Annotated in this window: 9 protein-coding genes; all 9 read right to left on the bottom strand. The window is 37.8% G+C overall.

Annotation, left to right across the window (positions count from 1 at the left end; genetic code table 11):
* Window positions 1-18: 18 nt before the first annotated feature.
* The 9 genes from H7U19_RS09640 to H7U19_RS09600 all read right to left on the bottom strand — a co-directional run bounded on the left by H7U19_RS09640 (window position 19) and on the right by H7U19_RS09600 (window position 18,176).
* Window positions 19-2,616 carry a glycoside hydrolase family 2 TIM barrel-domain containing protein gene (locus tag H7U19_RS09640; RefSeq protein WP_186561793.1) on the bottom strand — a complete coding sequence of 866 codons (2,598 nt, stop codon included), beginning with the start codon at window positions 2,614-2,616 and terminating at the stop codon, window positions 19-21.
* Window positions 2,617-2,645: 29 nt separating this feature from the next.
* The gene (locus tag H7U19_RS09635) at window positions 2,646-4,394 is read right to left on the bottom strand and encodes a sulfatase family protein (RefSeq protein ID WP_186561791.1); all 1,749 of its coding nucleotides are present in this window, start codon (window positions 4,392-4,394) and stop codon (window positions 2,646-2,648) included.
* Window positions 4,395-4,551: 157 nt separating this feature from the next.
* On the bottom strand, window positions 4,552-5,679 hold the full coding sequence (locus H7U19_RS09630; protein ID WP_186561789.1) for a glycoside hydrolase family 88/105 protein: 1,128 nt from the start codon (window positions 5,677-5,679) through the stop codon (window positions 4,552-4,554).
* 7 nt (window positions 5,680-5,686) lie between these two features.
* Window positions 5,687-7,948: a glycoside hydrolase family 3 N-terminal domain-containing protein gene (locus tag H7U19_RS09625; protein ID WP_186561787.1), complete on the bottom strand. Its 2,262-nt coding sequence runs from the start codon at window positions 7,946-7,948 to the stop codon at window positions 5,687-5,689.
* A gap of 24 nt (window positions 7,949-7,972) precedes the next feature.
* A complete protein-coding gene (locus tag H7U19_RS09620; RefSeq protein ID WP_222597414.1) occupies window positions 7,973-9,289 on the bottom strand; it encodes a family 43 glycosylhydrolase in 1,317 nt (438 codons plus the stop codon).
* Between the two features lie 36 nt (window positions 9,290-9,325).
* Complete coding sequence (locus H7U19_RS09615; RefSeq protein WP_186561785.1) at window positions 9,326-10,297, bottom strand: Gfo/Idh/MocA family protein; 972 nt, start codon at window positions 10,295-10,297, stop codon at window positions 9,326-9,328.
* Window positions 10,298-10,565: 268 nt separating this feature from the next.
* On the bottom strand, window positions 10,566-12,425 hold the full coding sequence (locus H7U19_RS09610) for a DUF5060 domain-containing protein (RefSeq protein ID WP_186561783.1): 1,860 nt from the start codon (window positions 12,423-12,425) through the stop codon (window positions 10,566-10,568).
* A gap of 11 nt (window positions 12,426-12,436) precedes the next feature.
* Window positions 12,437-14,539 (bottom strand): BNR-4 repeat-containing protein, encoded by a 2,103-nt coding sequence (locus tag H7U19_RS09605; protein ID WP_186561781.1) that lies wholly within the window; start codon window positions 14,537-14,539, stop codon window positions 12,437-12,439.
* Between the two features lie 103 nt (window positions 14,540-14,642).
* Window positions 14,643-18,176, bottom strand: a complete 3,534-nt coding sequence (locus H7U19_RS09600) for a family 78 glycoside hydrolase catalytic domain (RefSeq protein ID WP_186561780.1) — start codon at window positions 18,174-18,176, stop codon at window positions 14,643-14,645.
* Between the last annotated feature and the right edge of the window lie 52 nt (window positions 18,177-18,228).

Below are 18,228 nucleotides of genomic sequence, written 5' to 3'. Positions count from 1 at the left end.
GCCCTGTATGTTAAATGGTCAATTGACCTTTCTTAGTTTAATTCCACTCAATCGGGTTTCTCCTTTTTCGGTGTTAAAGTCAACAGTTAAACCCTTATCGTCCTCAACAGTAATTAAAAAACGTTTAGAAACACTCCGATCGTCCCCAAACTGTTCTTTCACATTCAAATCCTTCCAAATTGGCTTTCCATTCACAGAAATATCCATAATGTTTTCTCCTTTAGATTTGAGCTCAGCTAACAGTAGTGACAACTCATAAGTCCCATCAGGCACGTCAAATTTATAGGCTTCAATGCCGATACGCTGGGTTTGATAAATCGGGTCATTCTCAGTGCCCTTAACACTCACATTGGTACCGATATTATTCCTTCGTTTACTTTTGAACCTTAAAAAATCGCCTCCAACATAACCAAATCCACCTTCTTCATAAGGTTTATCGGGCATCCATAAATAATCTACATTATCGGTTTCAATAAAATAGCAGTATGATCCAACGTTGATTGCTATTTCTTGGAATGGATTGGTTTCACTTTTCAAATTTTTTGGCTGAAGTGTAAAATCTATAACAGCAAAGTCTTTAAGCGCTTTTCCATCCTTTTCTGAAACTACCTCAATTAAATTTTGCCCATGTTGAAATGGTACATTAAAAGTTGTGGTTGCAAAATCAAATGCTTGCTTACCAAGTGATATACCATTTATAAATAGTTCTGCCTCCGTTCCATTCCCAACAATGGTGATGGGTTGGGTAGCTACATTACCACCATCATTATCCTCAACACCCGAACGTTTATTCCATCCTTTAGATGCGATTGCTAAAAATGGTGTTTTCTTTAGTAATGCTTGATATAAATAGTAGGCGTCTTTCTTTTCCCTTGAGGCCGACACAATACCTTTATTATTGATATGGGGCACAGCATCTATTCTATGTTCTACCTGAAAATCGGCGTAATTCCAGACATTTGCCCCAACAATTTCAGGAATATCTAAAATAGCCTTCATATAGGCCTTATGCAACAAGAATTGGTATTCAACACTAAAATCAAACCTAGTAGGATTATAGGTTCTCAACCTTGGGTCTGCACCTCCACCGTATTCACTTAAAATAAAGGGTTTATCCGGATTTAAAGCCAGTGTTCGTTTCACTAAATCACGTAGGTTTTCGTCTATCTGCGCCAGTTCATCCCGATACCAACCATAGTATTTATTATAACCCACCAACTCCGTTACGCGAATACCTAGTTTATCCTGATACGCCGGTTCCCTGAAGAACACCGTGTATGAATAGCGTGTTTTATCTTCTTCTTTAATCGTTTTAGCTAAAGCTTTATGCGTCTCTATAAAATGTTTTGTGTAATCTTCCCCTAACTTATCTGGTGCTTTCATGGTGGTTTCGTTTCCTAAATTCCAAGCCACAATGGCCGGGTGATTATAATTGAAACGAATAGCTTCTTTAAGCATTTTAATACTATTTTGTTTTCCAGCTTCATTGGCCGCCGCCTTATCCACAAAAGGGATTTCTAGTGTTGCGACAAAACCCATTTTATTACACATTTCTAAAATAGCCGGGTCCTGAGGGTAATGCGCAATACGTAAAAAATTAGAGCCCATGTCCTTTAACAGTTTCATATCGTTACGGTGAATTTCATCACTTACCGCATTTGCCTTTCCTAAGAAATCCTGATGGCGACAAGTCCCTATCAATTTGGTTTGCTTACCGTTAATAAAAAAGCCTTTGTTAGCATCGAAACTAAACCATCTGAAGCCCACTGGGTTTTCGATTCTATCGTAAATATTTCCTTTTTTATCCACAATTTCTGAAACCAATTTGTACAGATACGGATTTTCAGGCGACCATAAATTCGGATTTGAAATTGAAAATTCACTGAATGCATCTTTCCCGTACGAAGACTTGGTTTTTACCTGCTTTACGAAACTACCATTCGCATCGTATAAAGACTGCTTAACGTAATAGGTTCCTTTATTAGGCCGAACCAACTTAGATTGTATCGTAATTTTTGCTGATGCTTCTGAAACCTCTGGTGTTCTTATAAAAACGGGGTTCGCTCCTAAATTGGCCACTTCAAAATGTACAGGTTTTGTAATGATTAAATGAACATCGCGATATATTCCTCCATAAAATGAAAAGTCAGCCGATTGTGGTATAATTTCGTCGTTATGGGCATTATCTACCTTTACGGTAATTTCATTTTTACCCGCTTTTAGTGATGCAGTAATATCTCTCGCAAATGTGGTATAGCCCCCAATATGATCTTCACCCACGGCTTTACCATTTATGTAAAGCGACGTAACTTGATTGACCGCTTCAAAAAGTAAAAAGACCTGCTGATTTTCGTAAACCTGCGGAATATTTAGAGTCCTTTTATACCAACCCTGGCCACGATAATAACCATCTTCGTCATCCAAAATATCTTCGGTATTCCATGAATGCGGGATAGTTACATTTTCCCAAACAATAGTCTCGTCGGTATTAAATGGTTGCTCTAAACTTCCTTTATAAAAATGCCAAGCTTCATTTATGGTTTCTATGTGCCTTACTTGTAGCGCATAATTCCACAAAGAAGATAGCAATAATAGCAGTGATAGTAGTTTTTTCATTTAGTTTAGTCTATTTCTTAAATATTATCTTAGTTAAACTCAACAACATCGCTAGGAACAAAACCTATACGATGTGCCTGAACCATTAATTTAGATCCTTCGGGTAGCTGAATTGGTTCCTGATACACTTCCCACGATTGTGGTGTGTTGCCGTCCTGACCTATAATTTTATAGCCAATAGAAGCACCTTCGGTTTCACAAGATACTTGCACTAAGCCATCCTTGGCGGTAATAGTGGGTTGCTTTGTTGCGGGCTTTGTGTCCTTACCAGACCATAGTTTTTCAACTAATTTAGCCTCGTCCAGATTTGGTTCGTCCCCAATTTCAATCAACCATCGATCCATTTCGGAGCTTAATTCTTGAAGTTTGTCTTTGTATTCGGGATTGTTAGCTAAGTTATTCAATTCGAAAGGATCGTTTTCGCAATCAAATAATTCTTCTTTTGGCTTTTGCCCCCTAAACCATTGCATCTGAATGTCGTTTAATTTACCTTCTCCCTTCAGTCTTAATAACTCCTGCATGGTTGGTATTTTTTCCCGGTACTCCACTGGCAAATAATAGCCTTGTTCAGGTCTGTAATTACGGATATACTTGTAGCGTCCGTCCCTTACTGCTCTTATGGCATCGGTAAACCCATCAAATCTATCGGCAGCGGCGTGAATGTATTTTCGTTCTGCGGCTTTATGTTTTCCTAAAAATGCTTGACCTTGCATATATTGTTTGGGTGCTTCCCGTATAATTGACAATAAGGTGGGCGCAAAATCTATAAAACTGATTAATTGGTCATCCTTTGTACCTGCTTTCATTTTATTCGGAAAACGAATGATCATCGGGGTATTTAAACCAGAATCATAGATTAAACGTTTTTCCCTGGGCAACGGCCCTCCGTGGTCTCCGTAGAAGCAAATAATTGTGTTTTCCAACAATCCATCTTCCTCCAACTGCTTCAGTATGGCACCTACTTGGCTATCCATTTCAGCTATATTATTATAGAGCTTCCACATATCGCGTTTTACCACATCCGTATCTGGTAGATATGGCGGTATGTTAAATTCGGTATCTTTTGGCAAATGCTGCTTTGTTGCATCTTCACCTGTACGGTTTTTGGCGTGATTCGCCCCTTTGTTTTTCCAGCTGTAACTTCTATCTCCAGAATGGTAATGTCTGGTTTCTATCTGCCTAAAGCCATAAGGTTCAAATAAGCCGGACTCGTGGGTTTCCGTAAAATTAAAAACTGCAAAAAAGGGTTGATCATCTTCTCTATTCCGCCAATGCGCATAAGGGCTACTTTCATCCCAGGCCGTAACAGGCTCTTTAAACTGATAATCGGTTTTGTAATTGTTGGTACAATAGTACCCAGCCTGTCTTAACCACTCACTTATCATTTTAACTTCCGGAGGAGGTACAGCTTCATATTTGGGCAAACCTGTCACTTCTGTATAAGAGTTTGTGCGCATGTGATTGGCACCAATACTTGATGGGTACATCCCCGTTGCAATAGCGGCCCTGCTTGGTGCGCAAACGCCTGAGGTGGAATATAAATTGGGATAAATCACACCTTCAGAAGCTAATTTGCTTAAGTTGGGAGTGGCTACTGTGTTATCGCCAAATGGCGGGATATAAGCACCCATATCTTCTGTAACTAGCCACAGAATGTTAGGACGTTCTGGAAGTTTTGATGCTACAACATTTTCTTCAATTTCACTTTTATTTTCTTTTTTTGTTTGGCAGCTTACTAAACATAAGTAAAACAGTAATAGTATATTGAATAATTTCATTTACTTTATTTATTTTAATGAATAAAATTAGTTTTTTAAAGGTTAAATAGTGTCCTGTAATACCCTGAAATTGCTAAACAAAAAACCCATTTTTCAACCTTAGGTTAAAGAATGGGTTTTAAATATTTAAAGGGTGTTTTACTTAAGAGATACTTTATTAATCTAGCTTCAAAATCTCACTTCCTGCCATTAAAAAGGCGCCTGTGCCAAAATTTTGCCAAGAATCTGCAGATGCTGGCTCTGGGAAAGCTCCAATATTTTGTACCCAACCTACACGACCATCTTCGTGCTGACAAGCAGCTATTGCACTCCATGCCTTTTTTACTGCTGGCGTATGCTTTTTATCTACTAAACCATTGTTGATGCCCCACGCTAAAGCAAAAGTATGGAAACCGCTACCGCTCACCTCTCCATGATCGTAAGTTTCTGGACATAGCAAACTGGTTCGCCATAATCCATCCTCTGGCTGAATTTTCAACATTTTATCGGCTATTTCCTTGTATAGTTTTTCATAAAATGGACGGTGTTTATAATCGGCTGGCATATCATCCAAAATCAAAGCTAAACCTGCAATTACCCAACCATTGCCTCTAGACCAAAATACTTTTTTACCATTAGGCTCTTTAGTAGGGTTGTCGTTACCTTCCCACACAAAACGCATGTCCCTGGCAAACAACTGCTCCTCTTCATCGTACAATTGATTGTAGGTTTGCATGTAAAACTTATGCATATCATCTAAGTATTTAGGCTGGTTTGTGTGTTTCGCATACAAGTTTAACACAGGAGGTGCCATAAAGAGTGCATCACACCACCACCATAAAATAGTTCTACCATACTTAGTCTTATCTGTCCCAGCTTTCCAATTATCGTCTTCGTACAAATGGGCATCTAAAAACTTTTTCGTAGGCTCTAAGTCTACAAAATTTTTCCTATTCTCATTCCTATCAATATATATATAGCTATATGAGATAGCAACATCATCAGCATGATGTAAACGAGTATAGGTTTGCCAATTGTTCCAATAGGCTTGATTTTTTAGGGCCGCCATGTACATCATATCTTTGGTGGTCTTGTGGGCTCTTGCAACCCCTACATAATAGGCTCCTGCCGTCCAATCTGTCGGTGCAAGTGCAAAAATAGGATGTGCTTCTTGCCATTCCAGAGCCTTAATCATAGAGGCCTTTACCTCCTCTTTATTTATAGACTGTACTTCTGCTACTTTTTGTGCAGTGGAACAGTTGAACAATAGCATAACCGCTATTAGTGTTACAATGGATTTACTCATGATGTTTTTATTTTACAAGTTTAAATTTAGTTTCTAAATAATCTTTTGAAGAGGTGCCAAGCATAACAGTGTAATCTCCGGCTTCTAGTCCTTTTTGCATGTCCAGACGGGTGAACTCGAGCATTTTAGGTGTTATTTTAAATGAAACCGTTTTACTTTCTCCTGCATTAAATTCTATCTTTTGGAATCCTTTGAGCTCCTTATCAGGGCGCGTAACTGAACCAATTTCGTCTTTAATATACATTTGAATCACTTCCTTGGCTTTCATACTTCCGTTATTAGTAACCTTCACACTTACCTCAAGTTCCGTATCTGGTGTAATCTCTCCGTTAGAAATTGAAATGTCTGAATATTCAAAATCGCCATAGCTCAAACCATGACCGAATGGATACAATGGCCCTTTACCTAGGAACAAGTACTCTTTCTTATAATTGATTTCCTTCATACTATAATGAAATGGAATTTGCCCAATAGACCTTGGAATAGTGACAGGTGATTTACCCGATGGCGACACCTCGCCGAAAATAATTCTTGCGGTAGATTGGTCTCCAAACTCACTTAAATCCCAAGTATCCAGAATAGCATCGGCGTGCTCCGCAATGGCATTAATAGAAAGTGTTCTTCTATGCTTTAATACCACAATAACTGGTTTGCCTAAGGCCTTTACACGCTCAATCAATTCGTCCTGTGGCCCTACAGGATCTATGGTGGCTCTATCACCTAAGGCATGGGTAAAGAAAGCTTCTTTTGACGTAAACTCATCGCCTCCCATAAATAATACAACAACATTAGAGCTTCTAGCAATGGATACCAGTTTATCTAAGGCCCTTCCATCTCTTGGCAACAATTTTGGTTCACCACCTGTTTCATCTGTTAAATGAAACCCTTTTTCTGCAACAAATTTAATATTGTCGCCTGCTACAGATTCAAACATAGCTTTGGTGTTCTCTGTTACAAGAGGCCCTAAAAGCGCAATTTTAGTAGGTTTTTTAGCATCAAGTGGTAGCGTATTAGCTTCGTTTTTTAGAAGAATAATAGACTCCAAATCTGATTCCTTCGCCAATTCTAAAGACGATTCTGCTCTGTTTCCTTTTTCTACATCTTCTATATTAATGTAAGGATTATCAAAAAGTCCTAAAATAAATTTTGTTCTTAAAACACGTCTTACAGATCTATCAATTAGTTTTTCAAGTTCTGGATTTTTCTTTACCATTTCCGGAAGATATGAATAAGAATCCTCAGCATATAAATCGATGTCTATTCCTGCTTCCAAGCCCATTTGTGCGGCATCCTCAGGGGTTTCGGCCACATTCATAAAATAGTGCAAACGTGCAATATCGTTAGAATCAGAAACCACATATCCTTCAAACCCCCATTGGTCTCTTAAAACACCGGTAAGCAACTCTGGATTACCATGAGAGGCCACACCATTTATATCACCATGCGATGCCATTATACCTAAAGTTTTAGCTTCCTTAACCGCGGCTTCAAAAGGTGGGTATATTTCATCTATTAATGTTCTTGGAGAAATTTCGATAGCTGCAAAGTTAGAGCCTCCTAACACTTGTCCGTAAGCTGCAAAATGTTTTGTCACTGCACCAATATGGGTCCCATTACCTAAACCTTCGTAATTCCCTTGCACACCAATAACAGCGTTTTTAACCATTTGAGTGGTTAAATAGGTGTCTTCACCAAAGGCCTCGCTCATACGCCCAAATCTTGGGTCGCGCACCAAATCCGCTTCAGGTGAATGGCACATATGCATCCCTCGTAGTCTTGCTTCTCTACCTACAATATCCCATTGGCGTTGCACCAATTCTGGGTTAAAAGATGCGGCTGATGTCATTGGGCGTCCAAATCGAGTACAACCTTCTGCATCTACACCATTATAGGATTCTGTAACGAACAATGCTGGAATACCCCAACGGTTATTTTCAATAATATATTTTTGAAGTTCGTTATTCATTTTTGCTGCTGCAACAGCATCAATATGCTCTCCAGGGTTTTTAATTCCTGCAATGCCCAACTTTAATTTTTTAATGACTCTATCTGAAAGTTTTAAGTTGCCATTTGCATCAGGTTTTGTACCAATATTGGCATGAAAAATTCGCATTTGTGCCACTTTCTCTTCAATGGACAACTTTGGAAGCAATGCTTCAACACGTTCGTCAATCGATAATGATGCATCTTTATAATCTTTGGAACTCGAGTCTTCGGTCTTGCAAGACGCTAGAATTAAGAGTACTGCTAAAAAAAGTAATTTCTTCATTAGTTTTTAAGTGTTTAAATTGGTTTAGTTTTTAAATTGAAAACGGTTTAACATTAAAGGTTCTTCTCCTCTGAATACCAAACAAATGGTAATGTTATCCCTTAAGTTTTTAGTCTTAAATTGTCTTTTTTGAAAGGTATAAATATCATTTCTGGGGATTTCTAAGGTAGCCAATAATTTACCATCAGCATCAGTCTCTCTTAGTTCAATTGAACTAGCTTCGCTTGCCAACACTTCCAATTCCAAAACAGTTTTATCATCCAACCCTTTCACATTGGGGTAAACTACATAACTTTGATCTACCATTGGTTGTATTGAAAACCCTCCCAAAGTGTTTTCAACTTTTTTTATGCCTTCGGCTTTAAAATAATCCTCTGCCTCAATACTCATATCGGCATCATAATTACCTACTCCAATACCATCTACCCGTATTGTGGCCATTTCGCCATTATCCCTATAATGTACATAGCTGATAAAGCTATCCCTAAAATAACGATTTCCTGTTTGACTGATATCGCAATATACATAGTACCATTGATTATGCCACTCAAAAAATGAGCCATGACGACCTTGTAAAAATCCGTTAGGCCATGTAGGCGCTTCAAAACCTTCTGCAAAACTCGTTTCTTTTATAACCGAATCTTTATAATCATAAGGGCCATAAAGATTATCTGCTATGGCATAAAAGCAACCCCAAGATAAGTAATATTTGCCATTGTGCTTATGCAAAAACGGCTTATCGTCCGTTGGCATTTTGTTGTTATTTCCATGTGGGTTATAGGGGCCTCTTGGATTATTAATTTCGATTTTCTTCGGTGTTTCGGCTAAACCAATCATATCGTCATTAAGTCTAGCAATATAATAATCCCAAACACCAAAAATGATGTAGTGCTCACCATTTTCTTCAAAAAGGGCCATGTCGTATTCATGTGTGGGCGTTAAATCAGAACTCAAAAGGGGTTTACCTAAAACATCTTTCCATGGCCCAATGGGCGAATCACCAACTACTACTCCAGTCTGCTCGTTTCCCTCGGAAAAATACCAATAGTATTTTCCATCTTTGTGGGCAACATCGGTGGCCCAACACCTTGAAAACGTTTTTCCAATATAGGTGTCTTTGGGGCTTAAAACACTCCGTTTTGTCCAATTAACCAAATCTGGAGACGACCACACCCACCAGTCTTCCATAATAAATTTGTCATTATTTATAGATTTATCATGTGATGCATAAACGTAGGCGGTATCGTTGAAAACGTGGATGTGCGGATCGTTCAATCCTACGTTCGGCACAATAGGGTTTTGAGCATAAATTGATGATACAAAACTTATCATTGCAATCATTAAAATCTTTGAAATTTTAGAATTTACTTTCATAAACTACTCAATTCCACAAAAGGTATCCATAATTTTAGTCACTACTGCGGCCTCTCCTACTGAGCATGGATTTTCGTTTTCTCCTAAAAAATAACCAACAACCTCCTCTATCATAGGTTGCTGTACATGTTTAGGGTTTTCAAACTTAAAAGTTTCGGTTTTGTTGTTGGTATCAACGCTAATTTCATCGCTATAAAAAGAAAACGTAATAGTACCTTTTTCTCCATTAAGAGTACATCTATCACTATCTTCGGAAGCTGCAAAATTCCAACTGCCTTTAAATTGAACGCCGTTTTTAAATTCCACTTCACCTATAACCAAATCATTTGAAGAAACGCTACCTAAAACGTTTCCCTTTGTTATTTTGGCAACTTCACCAAAATAATGATACATTAAATCTATTTGATGGGGTGCAATATCATGAAAATAACCACCACCCGAAATTTCAGGATTTAACCGCCAATTTTCATCGGTTTTGGCTATTAAATTGGCGTTTTGAGATTGTGCAATATCAATTTCTGCTGAAGATACTTTACCAATTACATTGGCATCTAACAATTCCTTAACCTTGATAAACAAAGGTAAATTTCTACGATAATGCGCTACGGTAACCTTTACATTGCTTTGGTTCACTATCCCTAAAAGCTCATCGGCCTCCTTACTATTTAGTACCATAGGCTTTTCTAAGTACACATTTTTACCGGCTTGAATAGCTTGTTTTGTATAGTTTAAGTGTGAATAAGGTGGAGTTGCTATATACACAGCGTTCACCTTTTTATCGTTAATTAACTCTGAAGCACTCGTAGTATAATTTGGCACATGATGTCGCGCGGCAAAATCCTTTACTTTTTCCTCATTTCGACGCATGACGCTAATTAAAGATGAGTTCTGTACCTTTTGAAAAGCAGGACCACTCTTAATTTCCGCAACATCGCCACAACCTACAATTCCCCAATTGATATTTTTTAAAGCCATTTAATTACAAGTTATCTCGCCGAAAGTAGCATTTTGCGCTTGAGATAGTGATTGGTCCGATTTTAAATAATGCAAATTGATAAATTCATTGACTAAAACCTACCTTTATGCTCGAGGGCAGAAGTCCTAAATTCAATTTCAAAATAATTAGTGTTAAAGATAAAATTTGAAATCTGTAGACCTGTCCTGTACTGTGCGGTTATTGTTAGGGAAAAAAGAAAAAAAACTACTTTATATTGAACGAATAAGCCATTTTAACCTAATTAGCTCAAATGGAATCAGTACTCACTAAAACCATCCAATCTTTATCAATTTCTGATGGTGGCTCTCCTAGTTGAACTATTCCTGGGCCTTTGGCCGAAGAAACCCTGCCTTCTTGTAAATCGCCACCCTTCCTTGGGTCAAACCACTTTATTTTATATGAGCTAGCAGAGGCTCCTAAATCTAGTTTTATTTCACCTGCATACGCTTCTGCATAAATAGCATAAACCTCACCTTCCTTAGCTAAACAATACGATATTTCGTCGGAAGTCACTAAATCATCACGCGGTTCCATGTCCCAAAACGGGATATAATTATTGAAAAAGTGTAACGCATATCCATTTTGATCCCAAAACAAATCGCGACTTCTAAAATCCTGACATGTTAAATCAGAATTGGGGCTTGCATAGCCAAAATACCATTCTACACCATAACCACCTGCCATCAGTGTACCGTACATAGCCCTTCCTCTGGCATAATTATGTTCTGGGTCTTCGTCATCTGGCAATAGCGCAATATTTGCTTTTCCAGGTTCGTCAACGGCCAAGGCCCATTTTTTACCAGTGGCGTTTGATTTTTCCCGCCATTTTAAAACCCTAGCGTGAACATCATTAAAATCTGGATGACTCAGTTGCAAAGACGCTCCCGTTAAGGGTGATTTATCACCAATAAAATCGTAGTACCTATCGTCCTTATTCGGGAAGGTGTGCAAGACCAAATGACTCTTATATGCATCCAATTTTGAAACATAGTCCGCTGCTTTTAGGACTTCCTCAGTAGGTTGATTATTTTCTTCACCTAAATTCCAGTTCATTGATAAGTGGTGCCCAAAACGTGCAATTAGCTCGCGGTAGTACAATTTACCTTCTGTACCAAAAACGCCCTTATCCATTAAATGATCCGTTTCGGTTTCGTGGGTTTTAAAATGCAAAAACATGCCTTTAGTTTCGGCATATTCAAAAATTCGTTCCCATTGGTCTAGTTTAGAAACATCAAACCGTGTTTTATGGAACATGCTTTCCCACGCCTCTTTATTTTTCTTTACGCTAGCGTAGGTTTCATAGTCTTTAACTGGTACTTTTAATAAATGAGGAAATATATTTCTATCATCTCCATCAACATTAAAGGTTAAAAAAGAAAAGACATTTAATTCCTCAATTGCCAAATAATTAATAGCACCTAAAAGGTTCTTTCCTTTGGTTTCCTGCCATAGGTATGGAGCGGCGCTATCATCAAAATCTTTAGAATGTGGCTCCCATGTTTTTTGAAAACCGAGTGCATTGGTGGACACATCAAAATCAGTATAGGCGAGTAAGTTCTCGGGAGCATCCACTCCTAATTTTATAAAATACTTTTGGCTATCAGCGAATCTTAAATAAGACTCCCCAACATACTGCAACTTTCCTTTAGCTCTGTTATCAATGCCCGTTTTATCAGATTCTGCAATGGTAAAACTACCTGTTTGTCCATCCATAAAACCGGCACTTGAGGCATTGGTTATATCTTCTGCAATGGCAACATTTTCTCCTTCCTTAAAGGAAACGTTATAGGTCCATTCCCCAATAGCATTGGGTGTAAAACGCACCTGCCAAATATTCCCTGAATCACTACTAGTTTCTGCCGAATTTCCATCGGCGGCATAAAACCCTAGGATTTTATATTCCTTATCTCCATTTTTGAATGTGACGTCTAAACGATAATTTAAAAAGGGATTATCATCAGACATCTCACTAGTTTCAGGCCCTTCAAAATTTAGAACAATTCTATGCCATTTTTTTAATTGACCATCTATTTTAGCATCTTTTTGTTGTCGACATGAACTTAGAATTATGAGAAAGAAAAATAGAAAAGTAAGGAGTTTATTCATTCTGTATTAGTTTATTCAATAACTATCTTTTTAACAAGTTTATTAATTTCGTTGGATAATTCTAAAAAATAAATCCCTTGTGCGTGGTTCGAAAAATCTACTTTACTGTGAGAAACTTTTCCCCTTTGAATAATTTGACCTTGAATATTTAATAAGTTATACTTGAGGTTTTGAGCATTAGACTGAATATTGAAAACACCTTCACTAGGATTAGGGTAAATGGCGATATCATCTTGGTCTAACGCATCTATGCTCAAAGGTGTTTTTAAGTATAACTCCAGTTTGTCCGGTTCGCTAGATAGCGAGCTTACCTGCTCCAGTCTTATTACATTTTCACCTTGAATCAACGAAACATTAGGGATGGTATTCTCCCAATACGTGTTCCAGCTGAAAGTTCTTTGCATTAATACGTCATTATACAACTGCCCATTTACTGTAACATCCATAAGAGAATTGTCATTATTTTGAACCGCCACAAACAGCACTAAGTCGTAAAGACCTGCCTGGGTCACTTGAAATCTATATTCCAAAAATTGACCACCTCGGAAGGCGTCAATGTATTCACCCCCGGAAGCACCAGGGTTTGTACCTATTACTATATCAGCCGAGGCTGTTGTATAATCTTCAGCCTCAAGTACAATATCAGGGTTTGCTGGAGCGTCTTCCTCTGAAAGTGTAAACTCTTGAAAATACAATGGGCGTTTATCTCCCACTCCTGGTGTGTTGTTTCCAGTATCTTCCATGAGATAAACATATAGTTTATTACCTTCAACAAAAGCATCAAAATGCTCAAAGTTTATAGATTCTGTTCCGGTATAAACTATTTTCCAATTATTTTGTCCTTCCAAAGTGGTTTTAATATTTACTTTTCCTCCTAAAAGCTCCACCATAAACACATGGCTTTTGTAACTGTAAATTTCTCCACGAGTTTGTGGATTAGGGATAAGTCCGCCTACATTACTAGAAAAATTAATATCGGTAGCCAACTTATAATAGTGTACGTTTCTACTATCAACGCGTTGTACAAAATGAATCGCACCATTTTCAGTAACTGTCCATGCTGGATCGGAAGACGATCTAGGCAATGAAGCTGTCCCATAATCATCACCTGGTTGTGCTATCTGAACTGGATCTAAGTTTGGGTTAATATTATTTCTGATTGGTAACGAAATAGAAACATCATCAACATCAAACCATGGTGTGGATGCATTTGCAGGAATTCCATTGGTATATGCATAATATAATCCGCTATTTAGCATATAGCCATTACTGGTATCAGTATCACTATTAGTGGAGTATCGTATAGAAAAACCAGAATAAAATTTACCGTTTAAAAAGCGCTCACCGCCATACATATTGTTTCTATTAGGTAATGCAAGCGTACCTTCATGAAACAACCAATTATCACTCCACACACTACCATCATAATGTGCTAAAAGTATATCGCCATTACCAGAGCCACCTTGCCTGTATCTGGCAATCAAACTCCCGTCATCAGCTCTGTGTATCATTGGATACGTCATACGTTCATAGTCCTCACCAAGTTTTAAATAATTTCGCTTAGGATTAAAAATATCGAGGGTAAATTCATTATCAGGCACAAAAGCTTTGTTTGCCATGGATACCGAATAATTAAAGAAATGATTGGGCAACGAAGATGACCTATAAGCGTGCATGTCATATAATATATGAATGGTATTATCAATTGTACTTACTCCAATAGCCGCTGTATTATGAGAATCGCCACGTATACCTGTACCATTAAGAAGTTCCCCACCTTGTCCAACATGTTGGTGTGGAAATTCAATAGTAACCCAATTGGAGCTTGGTACGTTTAAATTCTTTCTTGACAACATTAAATTACGGGTGTCCATACCCCCTTTGTACCAAGTAACAAATGCATAACCGTTAACAACATCTACACAATCACCATGTGGTGTTATTCTCGGTGAAAACCTATAGTTTACATTCCTGGTACCAGCAAAATACAAACCGCCTTCACCATCACCAGACACTCTAGTTGAACTGTCTAATGTAGCAACTAATTCTTTTTGAGCTTCAACAAAAGAACAAAACACTAATAACAGGCATAACCCAAAGTAACTCTTTTTCATTTTTGTCTTTTTTTTAAGATTTTGTCTTTATCTTTCTTAAAACTTACAAAAAAAGCCAGTAAAAACATAATCTTACTGGCTTTTTTTAAGTATTCATTTTCTTTTAAAATGAATTAATCTTAAGTTGAATTGTGTGCTTACCTGGCGACAATCTGATATATTTAAAAGCAGACGGTACTTTTTCACCATTATGAATTAAGTCTTTCCCTCCTAAGTCATTTAGCGAAAATTCTCCAACCATATTCCCTGGAATTTCAATTTCATAAGTTTGCAATCGTTTTCCATTATAGGTGTATTTTCCTTTTATTTGACCTCTTACAGTTGGTACAGTAATCTCACTTGATCTTAATTTACTCATTTGCGGTTTAATAGTAACAATGCCAAATCCTGGAGTTTTAGGTTTTATACCCCACAAACCTCTTGGTATCACATTAGCCGGTGCTGCACCCCACGCATGGTTCCAATCTAGGTTTACTTTATATTCATAATCCCAGGCTTCTAAACTAATTGTTGAGCCTATTCTGATCATATTGTACCAACTTCTTTTGGCTTCACTTGTTAATAATTCCAGTGCGTAATCTGCTTCACCAGCGTTGTACAAACCATCCATTAAAAATTGTGCGCCATAAACACTACAGGCCATGCCTCGAGATTTAACATAATCTACAACAGAACTAAAGTGTTCTTCTGGAACAAGCCCAAATGCCAAAGGCATCATATTAGCATGCAAAGACGCGTGGTCTGTACCAATGCCATCTACGTAAACTCCACGTTCTTTGTCGAACATTTGTTCGTTTACTGCTTTTTTAGCTTTCGCAGCTCTATATTCAAAATCTAGAGCTTCTTGAGTTTTTCCTAATAAAGTAGCAAACTCCGCCATAATTTTCATATTCTCGTAAAAGAACGCATTAATTACTGTACTGTAAGGCTTAAACACAAATCCATCACGTTCTCCTTTTGTTTTGCTTCCTGCAAAATTCTTTGAAGGCCAATCTACTATATCAGTCAATGGCTTTTTATAACCTTTTTCGAACCCTAGCTTGTACATAAACTCTTCGGTAACTTTTGTTGATGTTATTAAACCATCTTCATTAGAAAGTTCATAGAGGGTTTTATGCTTTAATGGCTCATAGTAACGTTCTATTAATTCGGTATTTCCGGTATACATGTAATCTGCATAAATCAATAGCGCCACATGCTGTTGCCATTCTGTTGGCCAAGTAGGGTTTTTCATGAAATACTCTATGGTACGTCTTGCTATTGCGTATTCCCTATCTGTGGTGTAATGGCTTAACTGATTAAGGTATGCATCGGCTTCATAAGGAATACGTTCTCTGTCGCCATCTACATATAAACCAGCAAAAGTGGTTGCCTTAATGGAGTATTTACAGAAATCCCAAACTTGGTTTAAAATATCATCATTACTTTCAAAGCTACTTGCGTTATCATCCCAATAACTTGTGTATCGTAATTGTTCAAAATCTTCTGCTTTTAAAGCTGTTTGAGCACCTTCAACTTCCGCATATCTAAACGGCTGTAAAACAGGCCATCCTTCTTGTAAAGGAATAGCCTTACTTGGCCCCTTCATACGCTTGTCTGGAACAGGATTAATTTCTATTTGATATCTCGTTTTTCCAGGGGTTACATTAACCTTAATTTCTTGGTAACGAATGTTACTTTTTGCTGGAGGCGTTCTGTTTACATTACCCTTATCATCCAACATTTCGCCAATTCTAACAGTTAATGTGTGTGGTTCTTTCGCTGTGTAGTTGAAATCGATGGTCGCAAAGGCCGCCTTACCAAAGTCAATAAAGTAAAAGTCGCCTCTATTTTCGAAATTAACAGGGTTTACTTTATCTATTTGATATTTATTTTCTGTTGAAATGATGTAGTCATCTGGCTTTCCTGTGGTAAATTTTTGAGCTTCAGAATAATCTACAAGCCTATTTTCCTGCTCCCAAATTCTAACTTTCCAGTAGTATGTTTTTCCTATTTCTAAAGGATTACCTTCATACTCCACATCCGTTGATTGCGTTGAAGCTACTCGTCCACTATCCCATACGTCACCATTATTATTGTCAATTTTAGATTTGCTTGAAGCCACTAAAATCTGGTACGCGCCTTGAAATTTGGAACCCAAAGGCACAGTCCATCCAAACTCTGGTTTTAGGTCAAAAATTTCAACATCAGTTGAAGGTTCCCTTATCAACTCAACGGTGAGATCAGTGGGTGCCGCTCTATATGCGTCGCTGTTTTTTTTGCCCAACTCATCAAGCTTGGCTCTTAACTTATCTGCCACAGCTTTAAATTTCTTATTGCCCATGAGGTTTTTAGTCTCTTTAGGGTCTTTCTTCAAATTATAAAGCTCCTCGATAGATTTGTCGTTTACGTATCTAAAATATTTCCATTCTTCGGTACGCACACCTTCACTAGGAGGTATATTTACAAAATCCCATAGATGCTCAATTAAAATAGTATCTCTGCTCATCGTATTAGTTTCCTGCTTAACGATTGGCAATAAGCTTTTACCCTGCCACGTTTCCGGTGCTTTTACACCTGCAATATCAGCAATGGTTGAAGTTACATCAATATTTAGCACCATATCTGTGATATCCTGATGCTTATTCACCCTTGGATCAAAAACGATTAGTGGCACACGAATGGAGTTCTCATACATCAACCATTTTCCAGCAAATTGCCGCTCACCAAGAAAATAGCCGTTATCGCCCATCAAGATGATAACCGTATTTTTATCTACACCCTTAGCCTTAAGTTTCTCTCTTATTTTCTTGATTTCCAGATCGATCCCTGAAATCATCCTGTAGTAGCCCTTTAAGCTATGCTGGTACTTTTCTGGGGTGTCATAACGCCATGTCCAACGTAGCCTGTTGAAGCCGTCCCTCACCATTTTTGGTTGTGCCAAGAAGTATTTGTCGTCACCAAGCTCCGGACCCGGAATTTTTGTGTTTTGCAATAAACCATCCGTTTCAGGTTGCCAGAAATATTGTTCTGGTGCACCATCGTGGGCATGCGGTGCACTAAAACTTAAGGATAAGCAGAACGGTTTTTCGTTTGTGGCATTTTTATCGATAAAATCTAACGCCTGTTGCCCAGTATATCTCGTTAAGTGAACTGTATCGTTATCTATGGTCTTATAATAATAGCCCCTGCGGTCCTTAAAACGATTGTTTCTGTCATAATCATCAAACTCATCAAATTGTTCATCTAACCCATTATATTTCACACCATATTTGCCGAAAAACCCAGTATAATATCCATTATTTCGAAGCAATGTTGGATAGGAATTCGCCATATACTCGCCGCGAATATTACCAGTCTGGAAATTGTAATTATGGGTTCTTTCATGCAAACCTGTCCAAATGGACGCTCTACTTGCTGCACAAATGGGTGTGGAAACAATAGCGGTGTGGAAATAGGTTCCAGATTTTGCCAAATTATCCATCTCTGGAGTTTCGACAAATTTGTTTCCGGCGTAACCGATGGCATCGAAACGCTGGTCGTCGGTTAGAATAAAAATAATGTTTGGTTTATCAGATGCACTTTTTTGCTGGGCATATAAGGGAGCAAAAATGTATAAAGCACTAAAAATAAGGATTAAAAAATTGTTGTTTTGCATGAGAATATATGTTAAAATCTGATTTTTGTGTTTAGTTAAAATGAATTAAAAT

Source organism: Hyunsoonleella aquatilis (assembly GCF_014270105.1).
GTDB lineage: Bacteria > Bacteroidota > Bacteroidia > Flavobacteriales > Flavobacteriaceae > Jejuia > Jejuia aquatilis.
Note: the sequence above shows the minus strand (reverse complement) of the source record. Positions and strands in the feature narration are given on the sequence as shown.

Coding starts and splice junctions, on each gene's coding strand:
- H7U19_RS09610 (WP_186561783.1), bottom strand. CDS start 12,425: ATGAATAAACTCCTTACTTTTCTATTTTTCTTTCTCATAATTCTAAGT.
- H7U19_RS09605 (WP_186561781.1), bottom strand. CDS start 14,539: ATGAAAAAGAGTTACTTTGGGTTATGCCTGTTATTAGTGTTTTGTTCT.
- H7U19_RS09640 (WP_186561793.1), bottom strand. CDS start 2,616: ATGAAAAAACTACTATCACTGCTATTATTGCTATCTTCTTTGTGGAAT.
- H7U19_RS09630 (WP_186561789.1), bottom strand. CDS start 5,679: ATGAGTAAATCCATTGTAACACTAATAGCGGTTATGCTATTGTTCAAC.
- H7U19_RS09620 (WP_222597414.1), bottom strand. CDS start 9,289: ATGATTGCAATGATAAGTTTTGTATCATCAATTTATGCTCAAAACCCT.
- H7U19_RS09635 (WP_186561791.1), bottom strand. CDS start 4,394: ATGAAATTATTCAATATACTATTACTGTTTTACTTATGTTTAGTAAGC.
- H7U19_RS09615 (WP_186561785.1), bottom strand. CDS start 10,297: ATGGCTTTAAAAAATATCAATTGGGGAATTGTAGGTTGTGGCGATGTT.
- H7U19_RS09600 (WP_186561780.1), bottom strand. CDS start 18,176: ATGCAAAACAACAATTTTTTAATCCTTATTTTTAGTGCTTTATACATT.
- H7U19_RS09625 (WP_186561787.1), bottom strand. CDS start 7,948: ATGAAGAAATTACTTTTTTTAGCAGTACTCTTAATTCTAGCGTCTTGC.